The organism is Pseudomonas sp. KBS0707 (assembly GCF_005937945.2).
GTDB lineage: Bacteria > Pseudomonadota > Gammaproteobacteria > Pseudomonadales > Pseudomonadaceae > Aquipseudomonas > Aquipseudomonas amygdali.
Genome location: NZ_CP041754.1, coordinates 3,796,944 through 3,815,297 on the forward strand (window position 1 = coordinate 3,796,944; position 18,354 = coordinate 3,815,297).

19 protein-coding genes are annotated in these 18,354 nt (G+C 59.1%); 6 read left to right on the forward strand and 13 right to left on the reverse strand.

Annotated elements, in window-relative coordinates; all coding sequences use genetic code 11:
- The first annotated feature begins 1 nt into the window (after position 1).
- The 4 genes from FFH21_RS17810 (at position 2) to hemN (ending at position 4,804) form a co-directional block, all read left to right on the forward strand.
- A complete protein-coding gene (locus tag FFH21_RS17810) occupies positions 2-2,467 on the forward strand; it encodes a heavy metal translocating P-type ATPase (protein ID WP_011169079.1) in 2,466 nt (821 codons plus the stop codon).
- Positions 2,446-2,649, forward strand: coding sequence for a cbb3-type cytochrome oxidase assembly protein CcoS (ccoS, locus tag FFH21_RS17815; RefSeq protein WP_002554255.1), 204 nt, complete (start codon positions 2,446-2,448; stop codon positions 2,647-2,649). Before FFH21_RS17810 ends, ccoS begins: the two co-directional genes overlap by 22 nt.
- Positions 2,642-3,325 carry a sulfite exporter TauE/SafE family protein gene (locus FFH21_RS17820; RefSeq protein ID WP_011169080.1) on the forward strand — a complete coding sequence of 228 codons (684 nt, stop codon included), beginning with the start codon at positions 2,642-2,644 and terminating at the stop codon, positions 3,323-3,325. Before ccoS ends, FFH21_RS17820 begins: the two co-directional genes overlap by 8 nt.
- Positions 3,326-3,421: 96 nt before the next feature.
- Positions 3,422-4,804 carry an oxygen-independent coproporphyrinogen III oxidase gene (hemN, locus tag FFH21_RS17825; protein WP_004658765.1) on the forward strand — a complete coding sequence of 461 codons (1,383 nt, stop codon included), beginning with the start codon at positions 3,422-3,424 and terminating at the stop codon, positions 4,802-4,804.
- A 14-nt stretch (positions 4,805-4,818) separates the two neighbouring features.
- On the opposite strand, the gene FFH21_RS17830 is transcribed toward hemN, so the two are convergent.
- On the reverse strand, positions 4,819-5,289 hold the full coding sequence (locus FFH21_RS17830; protein WP_004658764.1) for a hypothetical protein: 471 nt from the start codon (positions 5,287-5,289) through the stop codon (positions 4,819-4,821).
- 152 nt (positions 5,290-5,441) lie between these two features.
- Here FFH21_RS17830 and fnr point away from each other — a divergent pair, with 152 nt between their 5' ends.
- Entirely contained in the window at positions 5,442-6,176 is a 735-nt protein-coding gene (gene fnr, locus FFH21_RS17835; RefSeq protein ID WP_011169081.1) for a fumarate/nitrate reduction transcriptional regulator Fnr, read from the forward strand.
- Positions 6,177-6,237: 61 nt separating this feature from the next.
- Entirely contained in the window at positions 6,238-6,786 is a 549-nt protein-coding gene (locus FFH21_RS17840; RefSeq protein ID WP_011169082.1) for an adenine phosphoribosyltransferase, read from the forward strand.
- A gap of 564 nt (positions 6,787-7,350) precedes the next feature.
- Here FFH21_RS17840 and FFH21_RS17850 read toward each other — a convergent pair.
- The 12 genes from FFH21_RS17850 to fleN all read right to left on the reverse strand — a co-directional run bounded on the left by FFH21_RS17850 (position 7,351) and on the right by fleN (position 18,243).
- A complete protein-coding gene (locus FFH21_RS17850; RefSeq protein WP_004644274.1) occupies positions 7,351-7,752 on the reverse strand; it encodes a DUF2802 domain-containing protein in 402 nt (133 codons plus the stop codon).
- Positions 7,753-8,232 carry a chemotaxis protein CheW gene (locus FFH21_RS17855; RefSeq protein ID WP_003370201.1) on the reverse strand — a complete coding sequence of 160 codons (480 nt, stop codon included), beginning with the start codon at positions 8,230-8,232 and terminating at the stop codon, positions 7,753-7,755.
- A gap of 57 nt (positions 8,233-8,289) precedes the next feature.
- Positions 8,290-9,174, reverse strand: coding sequence for a CheW domain-containing protein (locus FFH21_RS17860; protein WP_004658760.1), 885 nt, complete (start codon positions 9,172-9,174; stop codon positions 8,290-8,292).
- A gap of 75 nt (positions 9,175-9,249) precedes the next feature.
- Positions 9,250-10,038 carry a ParA family protein gene (locus FFH21_RS17865; RefSeq protein WP_002554264.1) on the reverse strand — a complete coding sequence of 263 codons (789 nt, stop codon included), beginning with the start codon at positions 10,036-10,038 and terminating at the stop codon, positions 9,250-9,252.
- Positions 10,039-10,082: 44 nt separating this feature from the next.
- Complete coding sequence (gene motD, locus FFH21_RS17870) at positions 10,083-10,970, reverse strand: flagellar motor protein MotD (protein ID WP_004664478.1); 888 nt, start codon at positions 10,968-10,970, stop codon at positions 10,083-10,085.
- 6 nt (positions 10,971-10,976) lie between these two features.
- Positions 10,977-11,717, reverse strand: a complete 741-nt coding sequence (locus tag FFH21_RS17875; RefSeq protein ID WP_002554266.1) for a flagellar motor protein — start codon at positions 11,715-11,717, stop codon at positions 10,977-10,979.
- A complete protein-coding gene (locus FFH21_RS17880) occupies positions 11,717-12,880 on the reverse strand; it encodes a chemotaxis response regulator protein-glutamate methylesterase (RefSeq protein ID WP_002554267.1) in 1,164 nt (387 codons plus the stop codon). Before FFH21_RS17880 ends, FFH21_RS17875 begins: the two co-directional genes overlap by 1 nt.
- 50 nt (positions 12,881-12,930) lie before the next feature.
- Positions 12,931-15,207 carry a chemotaxis protein CheA gene (locus FFH21_RS17885; protein ID WP_011169084.1) on the reverse strand — a complete coding sequence of 759 codons (2,277 nt, stop codon included), beginning with the start codon at positions 15,205-15,207 and terminating at the stop codon, positions 12,931-12,933.
- A 33-nt stretch (positions 15,208-15,240) separates the two neighbouring features.
- Positions 15,241-16,026: a protein phosphatase CheZ gene (locus FFH21_RS17890; protein ID WP_002554269.1), complete on the reverse strand. Its 786-nt coding sequence runs from the start codon at positions 16,024-16,026 to the stop codon at positions 15,241-15,243.
- 19 nt (positions 16,027-16,045) lie between these two features.
- The gene (locus FFH21_RS17895; RefSeq protein ID WP_011169086.1) at positions 16,046-16,420 is read right to left on the reverse strand and encodes a chemotaxis response regulator CheY; all 375 of its coding nucleotides are present in this window, start codon (positions 16,418-16,420) and stop codon (positions 16,046-16,048) included.
- A 252-nt stretch (positions 16,421-16,672) separates the two neighbouring features.
- Positions 16,673-17,413, reverse strand: coding sequence for an RNA polymerase sigma factor FliA (gene fliA / locus FFH21_RS17900; RefSeq protein ID WP_002554271.1), 741 nt, complete (start codon positions 17,411-17,413; stop codon positions 16,673-16,675).
- Positions 17,410-18,243: a flagellar synthesis regulator FleN gene (gene fleN, locus FFH21_RS17905; protein ID WP_003412391.1), complete on the reverse strand. Its 834-nt coding sequence runs from the start codon at positions 18,241-18,243 to the stop codon at positions 17,410-17,412. The genes fliA and fleN overlap by 4 nt, the downstream gene beginning before the upstream one ends.
- Between the last annotated feature and the right edge of the window lie 111 nt (positions 18,244-18,354).

An 18,354-nucleotide genomic window follows, 5' to 3' on the forward strand; every position in this document is an offset into this window, starting at 1 on the left:
TATGGCGACGTTGCCCCCCGCCACTCCAATGCGCTGTTACCACTGCGACCTGCCCGTGCCGGCCGGCGGCCGTTTCACGGCGGTTGTGCTCGGTGAACCCCGGGAGCTGTGCTGCCCCGGCTGTCAGGCGGTGGCCGAGGCCATCGTCGCCAGCGGTCTGGAAAGCTACTACCACCATCGCAGCGAGGCTTCGGCCAACCCGGAAAGTCTGCCCACGCAATTGATCGAGGAACTGGCACTCTACGACCGCCCTGAAGTACAGGCGCCGTTCGTACGCCACGAAGGCGATTTGTCAGAAGCCATTTTGCTTGTCGAGGGCATCAGTTGCGCAGCCTGCGGCTGGTTGATCGAAAAACGTCTGAGCCGCTTGCCTGCAATGGCCGAAGCGCGCATGAACCTCTCCACCCATCGCCTGCACGTACGCTGGCGCGGCGACCAGCTTGCCCTCAGTCAGTTGCTGAGCGAGCTGCACGCAATTGGTTATGTCGCTCACCCCTGGCAGGCCGATCGCGCCGCCGAACGTCTGGCAAGTGAAAACCGTCTGGCGTTGCGGCAACTGGGTGTCGCTGGTCTGCTGTGGTTTCAGGCAATGATGGCAACCATGGCCACCTGGCCGGAGTTCAACATCGACCTCAGCCCGCAGATGCACACCATCCTGCGCTGGGTGGCGCTGTTTCTGACCACTCCGATCGTGTTTTACAGTTGCGCACCGTTCTTCCGCGGCGCGTTGCGCGACCTGCGCAGCCGTCAACTGACGATGGACGTCTCGGTGTCGCTGGCAATAGGCGCGGCTTATGTCGCCGGCATCTGGACTGCGGTCACCAGCGCTGGCGAATTGTATTTCGATGCGGTAGGCATGTTTGCATTATTCCTGCTGGCCGGACGCTACCTGGAGCGCCGCGCCCGCGAGCGCACAGCGGCAGCCACGGCGCAGCTGGTCAACCTGCTGCCTGCCTCATGCCTGCGCCTTGGTGACGATGGCCGGAGCCAGCGCATCATGCTCAGCGAACTGCGTTTGACTGATCGTATATTGGTGCGCCCCGGTGCGGTGATCCCGGCTGAAGGAAGGATCCTCGAAGGTCATTCCAGTATCGATGAGTCACTGCTGACCGGCGAGTACCTGCCACAAGTGCGCAGCGCGGGCGATGCGGTCACCGCAGGAACGTTGAATGTCGAGAGTCCGCTGACCATTGCCGTTTCGGCGCTGGGTCAGGAAACCCGTCTTTCGGCCATTGTCCGCCTGCTCGAGCGCGCCCAGGCGCAGAAGCCCCGTCTCGCGCAGATCGCCGACCGGGCTGCACAGACCTTTCTACTGTTTTCGCTGATGGCGGCGGCGCTGATCGGCGTTGTCTGGTGGCAAATCGACGCATCCCGTGCATTCTGGATTGTCCTGGCAATGCTCGTTGCCACCTGCCCCTGCGCACTGTCGTTGGCGACACCGACCGCGTTGACAGCAGCCACCGGCACGCTGCACAAGCTTGGTCTGTTGCTGACCCGAGGTCATGTACTGGAGGGCCTGAATCAGATCGACACAGTCATCTTCGACAAAACCGGCACCCTGACCGAGGGACGTCTGGCGCTGCGCAGCATTCACCCGCTACGCGAACTGGACGCCAGCCGCTGTCTTGAGCTGGCGGCGGCGCTGGAAAACCGTTCCGAGCACCCTATTGCCCGCGCCTTTGGTCGAGCGTCAAGGGCCGCCGAAGAGGTGCACAGCACACCGGGGCTAGGGCTGGAAGGACGTGTTGACGGGAAACTGCTGCGCATCGGCCAGGCGCCGTTCGTCTGTGCGCCGAGCGGCACTGAACCGCCGGTGATCACCGATGAGTCCGGCCAGTGGCTATTGCTGGGCGATGCGCAAGGGCCGCTGGCCTGGCTGGTACTCGACGATCGACTGCGCGACGATGCAGGCACCTTGTTACAAGCCTGCAAGGCACGAGGCTGGAAAACGCTGCTGCTGTCCGGAGACAGCTCACCGATGGTCGCGCAGGCGCTGGGGATAGAGGAAGCGCGTGGCGGTATGCGCCCGGACGACAAGCTGGAGGTGCTGCGGCAACTTCAGGCTCAGGGACGCAAGGTGCTGATGATCGGTGACGGGGTGAATGACGTCCCGGTCATGGCCGCTGCCGACATCAGTGTGGCAATGGGCTCAGCCACCGACCTTGCAAAAACCAGCGCTGACGCCGTGCTGCTGTGCAACCGTTTGCCGGTGCTGATCGACGCACTGAATCTGGCCCGACGTACGCGCAGGGTCATTATCGAAAATCTGCTCTGGGCCAGCCTGTACAATGGCCTCATGCTGCCATTCGCGGCACTGGGCTGGATCACCCCGGTATGGGCGGCCATCGGCATGTCGCTCAGTTCATTGACCGTAGTGCTCAACGCCTTGCGCCTGACCCGCATGCCGCGCCGTACCCTGACGTCACAACCTGCCCCGGAGGTTTCATGCCCGCGCTTTACATCATGATCCCTGCTGCGCTGCTGCTGGTGGGTGTCGCGATCTACGTGTTCTTCTGGGCGGTGGACAGCGGCCAGTACGACGATATGGAAGGCCCGGCGCACAGCATATTGTTCGATGATCCGCCGTCAGTGGATCATGCCCGGCCAGAACAGCAACGGCCTGGCGCTGACGAGAAACACGATGTTTGAACTTGCTTCGACGCTGCTCTCGGCGTTCATTCTCGGGCTGCTGGGCGGCGGCCATTGCCTGGGGATGTGTGGCGGCCTCATGGGAGCGCTGACACTGGCCATTCCCAAGGAACAGCGCAGCCGTCGATTCCGGCTGCTGCTGGCCTATAACCTTGGGCGCATTCTCAGTTACACGGTTGCCGGCCTGGGTTCCGGGCTGGTCGGCTGGGCAGTCGCGCAAAGTCCGCTGGCAACGGGTATGCGGGTCATCGCCGCAGTGTTGCTGATCGTGATGGGGCTGTATCTGGCTGGCTGGTGGAGCGGGCTGACGCATATCGAGCGCCTGGGCCGAGGACTGTGGCGATGCCTGCAACCGCTGGCCAGTCGCTTGCTGCCGGTGTCCAGCCTGCCCCGCGCCTTGTTGCTCGGCGCACTATGGGGCTGGCTGCCCTGCGGGCTGGTTTACAGCGCCCTGCTCTGGGCCGCCAGCCAGGGCAATCCTCTCCATAGCGCCTTGCTGATGCTGGCCTTCGGGCTGGGCACCTGGCCCGTTCTGCTGGCCACCGGACTTGCCGCCGAGCGCACCACTGTCCTGCTGCGCAAACGAGGTGTTCGCATGGCCGGAGGGTTGCTGGTAATCGTGTTTGGCCTCTGGACCTTGCCGGGGCCACATCAGCATTGGCTGATGGGGCACTGAGGCCGGGCAGCTCACACCGCTTGATCCACGTCAACGCCCGCCCTTGAGCGCCTGCGTATGCTCGCGACATCGCCAGCCTGACCGGGAAACGTGCGCATGCTTGACGCCATTCGTTGGGATTCAGACCTGATCCATCGCTATGATGTGGCAGGACCGCGCTATACGTCCTATCCGACAGCAGTGCAACTTCACACACAAATAGGCGCATTTGACCTGTTGCATGCTCTGCGGGAAAGCCGCAAGGCGTTGCGCCCGCTGTCGCTCTATGTGCATCTGCCCTTCTGCGCGAACATTTGTTACTACTGTGCCTGCAATAAGGTCATCACCAAGGACCGTGGACGCGCCCAGGCTTACCTGCAGCGGCTCGAACACGAAATACAGATGCTCGCCTGCCACCTGGCACCCGGTCAGGTGGTGGAGCAACTGCACCTGGGCGGCGGCACGCCGACCTTCCTGAGTCATGCTGAACTGCGCCGGTTGATGGCGCAGCTGCGCGCGCATTTCAATTTGCTGGAGGATGACTCCGGCGACTATGGCATCGAGATTGACCCTCGCGAAGCGGACTGGTCGACCATGGGCCTGCTGCGCGAGCTGGGTTTCAACCGGGTCAGCCTTGGCGTGCAGGACCTGGACCCGACCGTGCAACGGGCGATCAACCGCATGCAAAGCCTGGAGGAAACCCGCGCCATCGTCGAAGCCGCCCGCACGCTGCAGTTTCGCTCTGTGAATATCGACCTGATCTACGGCCTTCCCAGACAAACCGCGCAAGCCTTTAGCCGCACGGTGGATGAAATCATCGAATTACAGCCCGACCGGTTGTCTGTGTTCAACTACGCCCACCTGCCGGAACGCTTCATGCCGCAGCGGCGCATCGACACGGCCGAACTGCCGGATGCCCGGAGCAAACTGCTCATGCTCGAGCGCACCGTCGAGCAACTGGGCAACGCCGGTTATCGCTACATCGGCATGGACCATTTCGCCCTGCCCGACGATGAGCTGGCTATCGCCCAGGAAGACCTGACCCTGCAACGCAATTTTCAGGGCTACACCACGCATGGTCACTGTGATCTGATCGGGCTGGGCGTCTCGGCCATCAGCCAGATTGGCGAGCTGTACAGTCAGAACAGCAGCGACCTGAGCGACTATCAAAGGCTGCTGGACAGCGACCAGCCAGCAACCAGACGAGGGCTGATGTGCAGCGATGACGACCGGATAAGACGCGCAGTCATTCAGCAGTTGATCTGCCACTTCATGCTGGATTTCGCCGAGATTGAAAAAGCATTCTCCATCGATTTCAGAGGCTATTTCAGCGACGCATGGCCACAACTGCTTGGCATGGAGAAGGACGGACTGATTGCGTTGAGCGCCGCGGGAATTGAAGTGAAACCGGCAGGCCGGTTGCTGGTGCGTGCTGTGTGCATGGTCTTCGATGCGTACCTGACCCGGCAGAACAGGCAGCAGTTCTCCCGGGTGATATGAGCAGCGGCCTGGTTCTACATTTTGGCCAGAACCAGCATGCCCGCCTTGGTCTTGTCGGCGTCGCTGGAGTTCAGGCTGTTCATCAGCGACGACAAATCGGCCGTGGAATTGCTCACCTGCGCCTGCAATGTGGTGAGCACGGTCTGTAGCGCAGCGGCCTTGGTGCGGCGCTCCTCGGGACTCAGACTCGGGTCCTTCAGAGCCTTCTGGATCTGCTCCATGGTTTCCGCGATCCTGCGTTGAAGCTCGCGAATAGCCTTGAGGATCTTCTGCACGGAAGCCGGCAGGCCGCTCTGCTCGATATCGGCATTTCTGGAAGACGACGCAGCGGCAGCCTTGCCTGCTGACGACAGATTGACTTCAACGCCCTTTGCCTCACCGGCAGGCGTCTCGACGCTGCTTTCGCTGGTCTGGCTGCTGTACGTAATCTGCGAGGTCGCAGTACGTATCGTAATACTGTTGATCAACGGAAGTGTCGTTGACATGCCAAGGCATCCTGGTTCATCCGAGGGAATACAGGCTTATCGGCAGCCGCTCTGGAACCTTGAGGGTACAGAAGGCTTTGTAGGCTGGCCCCGACAAGCAAGGGTGAGGTACCCTTACGGCTTATGTGTGTTTTCCCACAAGGAATTAAGTGATGTCCGAGCCAGTAAAGTTGCGCGCTCAAAACCAGGCTCACTGCAAGGATTGCAGTCTCGCTCCACTCTGCCTGCCCCTCTCGTTGAACACGGAAGACATGGACTGCCTTGACCAGATCGTCAAACGGGGCCGTCCGCTGAAAAAAGGCGAGTTTCTATTCCGTCAGGGAGATACCTTCGAGTCGGTCTATGCAGTACGTTCCGGCGCGCTGAAAACCTTCAACATCAGTGGCAACGGCGAAGAACAACTCACCGGCTTTCATCTGCCCAGCGAACTGGTCGGAATGTCAGGCATGGACGCCCAGGCTTACCCGGTCTCGGCGCAGGCACTGGAAACCACTTCAGTGTGCGAAATACCATTTGAACGCCTGGATGAGCTGTCGGTGCAGTTACCGCAACTGCGTCGCCAGTTGATGCGCGTCATGAGCCGCGAGATCCGCGAAGATCAGCAAATGATGCTGTTGCTGTCGAAGAAGACCGCCGATGAGCGTATTGCCACGTTTCTGATCAATCTGTCTGCGCGCTTCCGGGCCAGAGGTTTCTCGGCCAATCAGTTTCGTCTGAGCATGTCGCGCAACGAAATCGGTAATCACCTGGGCCTGGCCGTCGAGACGGTGTCGCGGGTATTCACCCGGTTCCAGCAAAACCAGTTGATTGCTGCAGAAGGCAAAGAGATTCATATCCTCGCCCCGATCGAGCTGTGCGCGCTGGCGGGCGGCGCAATCCAAAGCTGATACGTGCGATCTGTGGCGGGTCGGCTTAAACTATCGGCCAAACCTGCCATGGATCCCCCTGATGACTTTCGATCAATCGAACTTCAAGTCCCTGATACGCCCGGTCATAGACTTTCCCAAGCCGGGCGTGGTCTTTCGCGACATCACCCCCCTCTTTCAGTCGCCCAAGGCTACCCGTCAGGTAATCGACAGCTTCGTGCAGCGCTATATAGAAGCCGATTTCAGCCATATCGGCGTCATGGACGCGCGTGGTTTTCTGATTGGTTCGGTGGTGGCGTATCAACTCAACAAGCCGCTGGTGCTGTTTCGCAAACAAGGCAAATTGCCTGCCGACGTACTCTCCGAGGCCTATCAGACCGAATACGGCGAAGCGTATCTGGAAGTGCATGCCGACAGTCTGTGCGAAGGTGACTCAGTCATCATGTTCGATGACCTGATCGCGACGGGAGGCACGCTGATCGCCGCCGCCAACCTCATCCGCCGCATGGGCGCCGAGGTACATGAAGCCGTTGCGATCATCGACCTGCCGGAACTGGGTGGCTCCAAGCGTCTTAACGACCTGAAGATCCCGACGTTCTGTCTGACCGAGTTTGCGCTGGACGAGCAGTAAGACCGGCGCTGACCGTGGCTCCGCTTTGCACGGTGGTTCTGCGATGTCAGATGGATTGGGGTTCGACTCAGGTCACCTTTTCGCCCCTCGGCGAGTTACTTTGACGGGCCAAAGTAACCAAACCCCCTCGCTCCTGTTTCCGGCCCGACTTCGTCGGGTTCCTTCGCCCTGTCACTGATCCGGGGGTAGCCGCAACGGGCCATCCATGGCCCGGTGCGGCTAGCCTGGCGTCCTGCCAGGCTACCCCCGGATCAGCGCCAGGACTCAGCCGTCACTTACGTCGCACTCTGCGTCGTCAGTACCATCGCGATAAAAAAGCACTGTATGGCAGCATTAACAGGTAAGGCATGATGTTCTGCCGCACCGGAAATTTGCAACGCAAGCGTTAAGAAGAGCATGCCAATGCAGAGTGATTGACACGAGAATCATACTCAAAATCGGACGCAGAGCGTCCAGAACGGCATGCAACGCAGAGCGTCGCACGATAGTTGAGATTATCGTTGCAGTTCTGGACGCTCTGCGTCCGACCTTGAATGGGCAGCGCAGGCGTGTACCGAAGAGAAACTAGCTCGCAGTATTGCTGTGCAGTTTGGTCATCAGTTGCGCTTCGGCCTGGGTCAGGCCGCAGGACTGGGTCAGCTCATCGATGCTGGCACCCATGCCGACCAGGCGTGCAGCCTGGGCAAAGGACAGCGTGGAGGGATCGCGCTGTTCCAGTGCAGTGAGCTTGTCCGGCAACGGCGCAACGATAGCACGCAGCTCGTGCAACGCTTCGCCCATGCGCACCGTGCCGTTCTGGTAGTTGTCCAGGCGTCTGGCCAACTCCTTGATCCGCTGATCACGCAAGGCAGCCGCCTCATCACGCTCGGCATCGAGCTTGCGCTGACGCCTGGTATGGGCCAGGAACATAAACAGGGTGACTACCCAGAGAATGCCCAGGAAGACGACAGCTACCTCAAAGATCAATCAGATGTTCTCCAGTTCGGACCACTCTTCTTCGGACATCATTTTGTCCAGTTCAACCAGAATCAACAGTTCGCCGTTCTTGTTGCAAACGCCCTGAATGAATTTGGCCGACTCATCGTTACCCACGTTTGGCGCAGTTTCGACTTCAGACTGACGCAAGTAAACCACTTCAGCCACGCTATCGACCAGAATCCCGACCACTTGCTTGTCGGCTTCGATGATCACGATACGCGTATTGTCGCTGACTTCAACCGGAGCCAGACCAAAGCGCTGACGGGTATCGATCACGGTGACCACGTTACCGCGCAGGTTGATAATGCCCAGTACGTAGCTTGGCGCACCCGGGACCGGGGCGATTTCAGTGTAGCGCAGCACTTCCTGCACCTGCATCACGTTGATGCCATAGGACTCGTTGTCCAGGCGGAACGTAACCCATTGCAGGATAGGATCTTCGGAACCTTGTGCAGACGACTTATTCATAACCCCAACCCCTCACGTGTGTTCTTTGCAGGTGATGCCACTGGCATCGACCCATGATTATTTCGACTTATTCAACTGCTTGACCGCGCCACTGGCTATCAGCTCGGCCAACTCTGCAACATCCAGCAACGCGCACATGTGCTCGATAACCGTGCCCGCCAGCCATGGGCGCTGACCTCGCTGCGTGCGCCATTTGATCTCATTCGGATCAAGACGCAACGAACGGCTGACTTGATGCACCGCCAGTCCCCACTCGTATCCCTGCACCGAAATCACGTACTGCAATCCCTGGCGAAAATCGTCGCGGTATCGATCAGGCATGATCCAGCGCGCGGTATCCAATACTTTCAGGTTGCCCGCCTGGCAAGGCAGGATCCCGAGAAACCAGTCCGGTTGACCGAACAGTGGCGTCAGCTCCTGCCCTGCCAGCGGGTAAATCGACCCCAGGCATACCAGCGGCACTGCCAGCGTCAGCCCGGCCACGTCGAACAACAGGCATTCGAACGGCTCGGCGGCCCATGCCGGGCGACCATCACTGGTAGGCGGCGTCGGCGTGCGCTGGGTCACCAGTGTGCTCAACTCAGCGACCGGCTCGACCAGCTCAACGGTCGAAACTGCTTCTTCAACCTTCACCACTTCGGCAACAATCACCGGAGCGACTTCAATCACCGGCGCAGGCGCTTCAACCTTTACCGCTACAGCCGCCGGAGCCGGCGCGGCCACCGCAACCGCCAGCGGTTTGATCTGCGCTTGCATCCGCGCATCAAAGGCTTGCTCTTCGAGCACAGCCGCTTGAAATTCATCGATGCTGCTGACAGGCTCTTCAAGCACTTCAGTCGCGTCGTACAGCAATGCGTCCAGATAGGACTGCAACGCCAGCTTGGGTCGTGTTGCTACTTCTACAGGGCGGTTCATACCGGGGCCCAACAAAAAATGGAGCATGTGCAACCTGATAGAGTTATCGGCCGCATTGAGGCATCACTTGAGCAAACTGTGTAGAAAGAATGGACGTTCACGTCAGGCCACCTGAGCATTGAGCTGCTCGGCGAGCATATGCTTGAGCAATGCCCGATAAGCAATCACACCGCGACTCTTACTGTCATTCTGCGACGGCGTCAGCCCCAGGCGGCTGGCATCGCGCAGCCGCGTGTCGACCGGCACGTAGGCTTGCCAGACATGATCGGGAAAACTGTCGCGCAATAATTTCAATGTGCCCATCGACGCCTGAGTGCGACGGTCGAACAAGGTCGGCACGATGGTGTAAGGCAATGGCACCTTGCGCGAACGGTTGATCATGGTCAGGGTATTGACCATACGCTCCAGGCCTTTCACAGCCAGAAACTCGGTCTGTACCGGTATCGCCAACTGCTGGCTAGCCGCCAGCGCATTGACCATGAGAACGCCCAGCAGCGGCGGACTGTCGATCAGCGCATAGTCAAAATCCTGCCACAACTGCGCCAGACTTTTAGCGATCACCAGGCCCAGGCCGCTCTGGCCAGGGGATTGACGCTCCAGTGTGGCCAGCGCCGTGCTGGAGGGTATCAGCGAGATACGCTGGTCACTGGTCGGCAGCAGCAATTGGCCCGGAAGCCCCTCCGGAACCGCACCCTTGTGGAGAAACAGATCGAAGGCACTGTGTTCCAGTTCGTCCGGGTTATGCCCGAAATAGCTGGTCATGGAGCCGTGGGGGTCCAGATCGACCACGACCACACGCTTGCCCGCATCGGCCAGCAGGCCGGCCAGGGCGATGGTCGTGGTGGTCTTTCCGACTCCACCTTTCTGGTTGGCTACTGCCCAGACTCTCATTGATGTTTTTCCTTGCGTACAGCAACGACCATACCGATACGATGTTAGGGGGCAGGTGACGGAGAATTGACGGCGTTCGCACGTACCGGCGGCTTTGCTGGCACCGGTGCAGTTTGTGTGCCAGCACGCCTCAGTGCAGCATCCGGTTGCACATTGGCCGACCCTGAACTGGTCAGGCTGCGACGCACATCCAGATTTCGCGAGATAACCAGCACTACGCGGCGGTTCTTGGCGCGTCCGGCGGCAGTGGTATTGGGCGCGATCGGTTGAAACTCACCGTAGCCCACAGAGGCCAGTCGCGCTGGATTGACACCGTCCATCGCCAGCATGCGCACAATGCTGGCAGATCGAGCCGAAGACAGTTCCCAGTTGGTCGGAAACTGCGCAGTGCTGATCGGCTGGTCGTCAGTGAAGCCTTCAACGTGTATGGGATTGTCGAAGCGTTTGACGATTCCGGAAACCTTTTCAATGATCGTGAAGGCCTTGTCGCTGGGTATGGCGTCGCCGCTGACGAACAACAGGCTGGAGTTGAGTTCGATCTCGATCCATAACTCGTTGCCGCGCACCGTCATCTGATCGGACTTGATCAGGTCGCCGAACGCATCGCGAACATCCTGAGCGATGGTCTGCAGCGGATCATCAGAAGCCTGGCCAATTCCGGCATCGGTCTGTTCGCTGTCCTTGACCAGCGGCTCGGCGGGCTTTACCGAGACCGGGCGCTGCTCACCAATAGGGATCGGTTTCATAGTGCGCTCGGTATCGTTGAATACGCCAACCAGTGCCTGGGACAGAATCTTGTATTTGCCTTCGTTGACCGAGGAAATCGAGTACATCACCACGAAAAAAGCGAACAGCAGGGTAATGAAGTCGGCATACGACACCAGCCAGCGCTCATGATTTTCGTGTTCTTCGGCCTGACGTCGGCGAGCCATGCGCTGTTACTCCATGAAGCCTTGCAGCTTGAGTTCGATGGAGCGCGGGTTTTCACCCTCGGCGATGGACAGCAAGCCTTCAAGCAGCATTTCGCGGTAACGCGACTGACGGTGGGCAATGCCTTTAAGCTTGTTGGCCACCGGCAGCAGAATCAGGTTGGCCATTGCAACGCCATAAATGGTGGCAACAAAAGCCACCGCAATCCCACTGCCCAGTTGGCTCGGGTCGGCCAGGTTGCCCATGACGTGAATCAGACCCATTACCGCACCGATGATGCCCACGGTCGGCGCATAGCCGCCCATGCTTTCGAATACCTTGGCAGCCTGAATATCGCGGGTTTCCTGGGTGATGAAATCCACTTCAAGAATGCTCCGGATCGCTGCAGGTTCGGCACCATCGACCAACAGTTGCAAGCCTTTGCGGGCATAACTGTCAGGTTCGGAATCGGCGACCGTTTCCAGACCGAGCAAGCCTTCCTTGCGGGCGGTCATGCTCCAGCCGATCACCCGGTCGACACCACCGGGCAGATCGATACGAGGCGGGAAAATGATCCAGCGGATGATTTTCATGGCACGCATGAACGCGCTCATCGGTGACTGCAACAGCGACGCACCCAGTGTGCCGCCCAGTACAATCAGGGCTGCCGGGCCATTGAGCAACGCACCTAGGTGTCCGCCTTCAAGAAAGTTGCCGCCAATGATCGCGACAAACGCCAGGATCAGGCCGATAAGACTGAGTACATCCATCAGAGACAGGCCTCTACCAGGTGGCGACCTATGTCATCCAGACTGTAGATCGCATCTGCAAGCTCAGCCTTGACGATTGCCATCGGCATGCCGTAAATGACGCAGCTCGCTTCGTCCTGCGCCCATACGGTACTGCCCGCCTGCTTGAGCAGGCGCGCGCCCTCACGGCCATCGGCACCCATGCCGGTCAATACCACCGACAGCACCTTGTCACCGTAGGACTTGGCGGCAGAGCCAAAGGTGATATCTACACAAGGTTTGTAATTCAGGCGCTCGTCACCCGGCAGAATCTTCACCGTACCGCGCGCATCCACCATCATCTGCTTGCCGCCCGGTGCCAGCAACGCCAGACCAGGGCGCAGAACGTCGCCGTCCTCTGCTTCCTTGACGCTGATCTTGCACAGCTTGTCGAGACGCTCGGCAAAGGCCTTGGTGAAGGCCGCAGGCATGTGTTGAATCAGCACCAGCGGTGCCGGGAAGCTGGCTGGCAACTGGGTAAGTACCCGTTGCAACGCAACCGGGCCACCGGTTGAGGTGCCGATGGCCACCAGTTTGTATGCCTTGCGCTTGGGCGTGCCTGAGGTGGTCGGGTGTGCCGGAGCATGGTGAGCATGAGCCGCAGGGGCCGTGGCAGGCGCTGCAGTGCGCGTCGGCACGGCACGGGCTGGCGCGGTGGTGGGCGCAGGTGCACGGCTGGACGACGTCGGCGCTGCCGGTGCAGCCGCCGATGCAGCGCTGGCCGCACCAAACCCGCTCGAACGGCGATTACTGCGCGAAATGCTGTTGATCTTCTCGCACAGCAGTTGTTTGACCTTCTGCGGGTTGCGCGAGATATCTTCGAAATTCTTGGGCAGGAAATCCACGGCACCGGCGTCCAGAGCATCCAGCGTCACGCGCGCACCTTCGTGCGTCAGCGACGAGAACATCAATACCGGGGTGGGGATACGCTGCATGATATGACGAACTGCCGTAATGCCATCCATCATCGGCATTTCGTAGTCCATGGTGATGACATCAGGTTTGAGCGCCAGCGCCTGCTCAATCGCTTCCTTGCCGTTGGTGGCGGTGCCAACCACTACAATGTTGGGGTCCGAAGAAAGAATTTCCGTAACACGGCGGCGGAAAAAACCGGAATCATCCACCACCAGGACCTTGACTGCCATAAACACTCCAATAGGTGTTGCAGGCAGCCAGGCTGCCCGCACCCCCGGGTTCAGATACGCCGTGCGGCGTAACGCTTGAGCATGCTGGGTACATCGAGAATCAAGGCGATGCGACCGTCACCGGTGATGGTGGCGCCCGACATGCCTGGCGTACCTTGCAGCATCTTGCCCAGCGGTTTGATAACCACTTCTTCCTGGCCGACCAGTTGATCGACAACGAAGCCGATGCGCTGGGTGCCGACCGTCAGGATCACGACGTGCCCTTCTCGCTGCTCTTCATGAGCCGCCGAACTGACCAGCCAGCGCTTGAGATAGAACAGCGGCAAGGCTTTGTCACGTACGATCACCACTTCCTGACCGTCAACCACGTTGGTAGTGGACAGGTTCAGGTGGAAGATTTCGTTGACGTTGACCAACGGGAAGGCAAAAGCCTGGTTGCCCAGCATCACCATCAGGGTCGGCATGATCGCCAGGGTCAACGGGACCTTGATGACAATCTTGGAACCCTGGCCCTTGGTCGAGTAGATGTTGATCGAGCCGTTGAGCTGGGAGATCTTGGTTTTAACCACGTCCATGCCAACACCGCGACCTGACACATCGGAAATCTCGGTCTTGGTCGAGAAGCCCGGTGCAAAGATCAGGTTGTAGCAATCGGTGTCGCTCAACCGATCGGCTGCATCCTTGTCCATGACACCACGTTTGACCGCAATCGAGCGCAACACGTTGGGGTCCATACCCTTGCCGTCATCGGAAATCGACAGCAGGATATGGTCGCCTTCCTGCTCTGCCGAAAGAATTACCTTGCCGCCGCGGGACTTGCCCGAGGCTTCGCGTTCTTCCGGCGTTTCGATACCGTGGTCGACCGCGTTGCGCACCAAGTGGACCAGCGGGTCGGCAAGCGCCTCTACGAGGTTCTTGTCGAGGTCGGTTTCTTCGCCGACCAGTTCCAGATTGATCTCTTTCTTGAGCTGGCGAGCCAGGTCACGTACCAGACGCGGGAAACGACCAAAGACTTTCTTGATCGGCTGCATACGGGTCTTCATGACCGCGGTCTGCAGGTCGGCAGTGACCACATCCAGGTTCGAAACCGCCTTGGACATGGCTTCATCGCCGCTGTTGAGACCCAGACGCACCAGGCGGTTACGTACCAGCACCAGCTCACCGACCATGTTCATGATCTCGTCCAGTCGGGCGGTATCCACACGAACCGTGGTTTCGGCTTCAGTCGCAACCGGCTTTTCACCAGTGGGTGCAGGAGCGCGTGCAGGTGCTGGAGCAGGCTTGGCGGGCTCGGCCTTTGCCGCAGGTGCAGGCGCCGCAGCAGGCTTGGCAGCCGGTGGCGGAGCAGCAGCTACGGCAGCTGCCGGAGCAGGTGCCTTGGCAACGACCGCATCAGGCTCGAACTTGCCTTTGCCATGCAGTTCGTCGAGCAGGCTTTCAAATTCGTGATCGGTAATTTCGTCCGATGCCGCTGCAGCAGAGGGTGCCTTGGCAGCAACGACCGCAGGTGCAGGTGCAGGTGCAGCCGTAGCGGCTATGGCACCGTCAAACGAGCCCTTGCCATGCAGTTGATCAAGCAAGGCTTCGAATTCGTCGTCGGTGATTTCATCGCTGGCAGGCGCTGCACCCTTGCTCTGTGCAGCAGGTGCCGGGGCTGGAGCGGCTACAGCATCGGCCGCAAACTTGCCCTTGCCATGCAACTGATCAAGCAGGGATTCAAATTCCTGATCGGTAATTTCATCGCCAGCTGGCGCGACCGCAGGTGCCGCTGATGGTGCCGCAGACACCGGACTGGTGCCGTGCAGCGAATCGAGCAGTTGCTCGAACTCATCATCGGTAATGTCATCGCTGGCCGCTTGCTCGGCAACCGGAGCCGGAGCCAGAGCCTCGGCTTCAACCACCGGCTCGGGCTCGGGCGCTGCGACTTCGTCGGCAGATTGTGGCTCGGCCAGTCGCGAAAGCGCAGCCAGCAGTTCTGGCGTCGCCGCAGTTACGTCAGTCCGTTCACGTACCTGACCGAACATGCTGTTGACGGTGTCCAGAGCTTCCAGGACCACATCCATCAGTTCGGAATCAACGCGACGCTCACCCTTGCGAAGGATGTCGAACACGTTTTCGGCGATGTGGCAGCACTCCACCAGCTCATGGAGCTGGAGGAAGCCGGCGCCCCCTTTTACAGTGTGAAAACCGCGAAAAATTGCATTGAGCAGATCAGCATCATCCGGTCGGCTTTCCAGCTCGACCAATTGCTCTGACAACTGCTCCAGAATTTCGCCGGCCTCTACCAGAAAATCCTGAAGGATTTCTTCATCGGCGCCGAAGCTCATGGGGTGCTCCCTAAAATTAACCGTCAACAGATCTTAGAAGCCGAGGCTCGATAGCAGATCGTCTACATCATCCTGTCCGGATACGACGTCTTCACGTTTATCGGCATGAATCTGCGGACCTTCACCCTTGGCGAGATGTTTTTTAGGATCTTTTTCAGCAAGGATGGATTCTTCGTCATGTTCGATGCCTGCGAAGCGATCGACATGGCTGGCCATGAGCACCAGTTTGAGCAGATTGCTCTCGACTTCCGTAACCAATTGCGTCACGCGCTTGATAACCTGCCCCGTAAGGTCCTGGTAATCCTGGGCAAGCAAAATATCGTTGAGATGCCCGGAAACCCTATCGGCCTCCTGCTCGGTGCGCGTCAGAAAACCATCGACCCGCTTGGCCAGCTCACGAAATTCTTCAGCACCGATTTCGCGGCGCATGAAACGCCCCCAGTCGTCACTCAATGCCTTGGCATCGGAGCTCAGACCGCTCATGAGCGGTGTGCTTTCCTCGACCAGGTCCATAGTGCGGTTGGCCGCATTCTCGGTCAGCCTCACCACATACGACAGGCGTTCGGTCGCGTCGGTGATCTGCGACACTTCCTCGGCTTGAGGCATGTGCGGATCAATATGAAAGTTGACGATTGCACTGTGCAGCTCACGAGTCAGCTTGCCCACTTCCTGATAAAGGCCGCGGTCGCGTGTCTGGTTGAGTTCATGGATCAGCTGCACAGCGTCACCGAAGCGGCCCTTTTCAAGGCTGGTGACGAGTTCCTGCGCGTGTCTCTTTAAGGTCGACTCAAAGTCGGCCATCGAATCATTGTTATCCATAGCGCCCTCGCGGCATGCATCAGCTATTGACGCGTTCAAAGATCTTTTCGATCTTCTCTTTAAGCGCTTGAGCCGTGAATGGCTTGACTACATAACCGTTCACCCCGGCCTGGGCAGCTTCAATGATCTGCTCACGCTTCGCTTCGGCAGTAACCATCAGTACAGGAAGGCTCTTGAGACGCTCGTCCGCACGGACCTGACGCAACAAGTCGATACCGGTCATGCCAGGCATGTTCCAGTCCGTCACCAGAAAGTCAAAGGCACCACTCTGCAGCATCGGCAATGCGGTCAGACCGTCATCCGCTTCAGATGTGTTGGTAAATCCCAGATCACGCAACAGATTCTTGATGATCCGCCGCATCGTTGAGAAGTCATCAACGATGAGGATTTTCATGTTCTTGTCCAATTCGACCTCCAAGCAGTCTTTAACGCGTTCAGCACCTGAACACGCTGTTCACTCAATACTGGCACAGCACACCCCCAGCTATACGAAACGACGACGGGCTTGGCACAACGACAGTCAAGACTGCGACTAAAGCCCATCGAGACATTGCCCGACAGGCCCTTGCCTCGTCTATCCTGCTACCACGTAACGCTTTGCACAGCCGGCATGCAGACAACGCACGACAAACGTCGCGCACTGCCGTCAACGCGCTCGCCACTCCCCCAAACGCCCCCGCAAACGAGCTGCGCACTGGCTGTGTAACTGACTGACCCGAGATTCGCTGACCCCAAGAACCTCTCCGATTTCCTTGAGGTTCAGCTCTTCGTCGTAGTACAGCGCCAAGACCAGACGCTCACGCTCTGGCAAATTGGCAATTGCATCGGCCAACGCTGCCTGGAAGCGCTCGTCTTCCAGGTCGCGCGACGGCTCAAGCGAACCGCTTGCGCCATCCTCATGCAGCCCTTCGTGATCGCCGTCCTGAAGCAGGTCGTCGAAACTGAAGAGGCGGCTGCCCAAGGTGTCATTCAAAATCCCGTAATAATCATCAAGACTCAACTGGAGTTCGGCCGCAACCTCGTGATCTTTAGCGTCACGGCCTGTTTTAGCTTCAATTGCACGAATTGCGTCACTGACCATTCGGGTATTGCGGTGCACTGAGCGCGGTGCCCAGTCGCCCTTGCGCACTTCATCCAGCATCGCACCACGAATGCGAATGCCGGCGTAGGTCTCGAAACTCGCACCTTTGGTTGAATCATATTTGGTGGAGACTTCAAGCAGACCGATCATGCCAGCCTGGATCAGATCCTCGACCTGCACGCTGGCCGGCAAGCGCGCCAGTAGATGATAAGCGATACGCTTGACCAATGGCGCATAACGCTCGATCAACTCGTATTGCGAATTACGGGAAGCCTTGCTGTACATCTGGTAGCCGCTCGCAGTCATTGCACAGGCCCTGCACTGGTCTGGTGAACGAGTCGCTCAACGAAGAACTCGAGATGACCCCGCGGATTGGCTGGCAACGGCCAGGTATCAACCTTCTGGGCAATGGCCTTGAACGCCAGCGCACATTTGGATCGCGGGAATGCTTCGTAGACGGCGCGCTGTTTCTGTACGGCCTTGCGCACGCACTCGTCGTACGGCACGGCACCTACATACTGCAGCGCGACATCAAGAAAACGGTCCGTCACTTTGGTGAGTTTGGCGAACAGGTTGCGCCCTTCCTGCGGGCTCTGCGCCATGTTGGCCAGCACCCGGAAGCGGTTCATGCCGTAGTCGCGGTTGAGCAGTTTGATCAGGGCGTAGGCATCGGTGATCGACGTGGGCTCGTCGCACACCACCAGCAACACTTCCTGAGCGGCGCGCACGAAGCTGACCACCGATTCGCCGATACCGGCAGCCGTGTCAATCACCAGCACATCAAGGTTGTCGCCAATCTCGCTGAACGCCTGGATCAGACCCGCATGCTGGGCCGGGGACAGATGCACCATGCTCTGGGTGCCAGAGGCGGCAGGCACGATACGCACCCCACCCGGCCCCTGCAACAGAACGTCGCGCAACTCGCAACGGCCCTCTATCACATCGGCAAGTGTACGTTTAGGCGTCAGCCCAAGCAGAACGTCGACATTGGCCAGACCCAGATCGGCGTCCAGCAGCATGACACGACGGCCAAGCTCGGCAAGGGCCAGTGAAAGATTCACTGACACGTTAGTCTTACCGACGCCACCTTTGCCACCGGTCACCGCGATAACCTGTACGGGATGCATGCTGCCCATGTTATTTCTTTACCTTGTCTTGCGTAGACCGAAACCACATCGAGGGCTGCACGTTCGCAAATGAACACCGCATGGCAGACCGTTGACGCAGGGACATTCCAATAATATCCA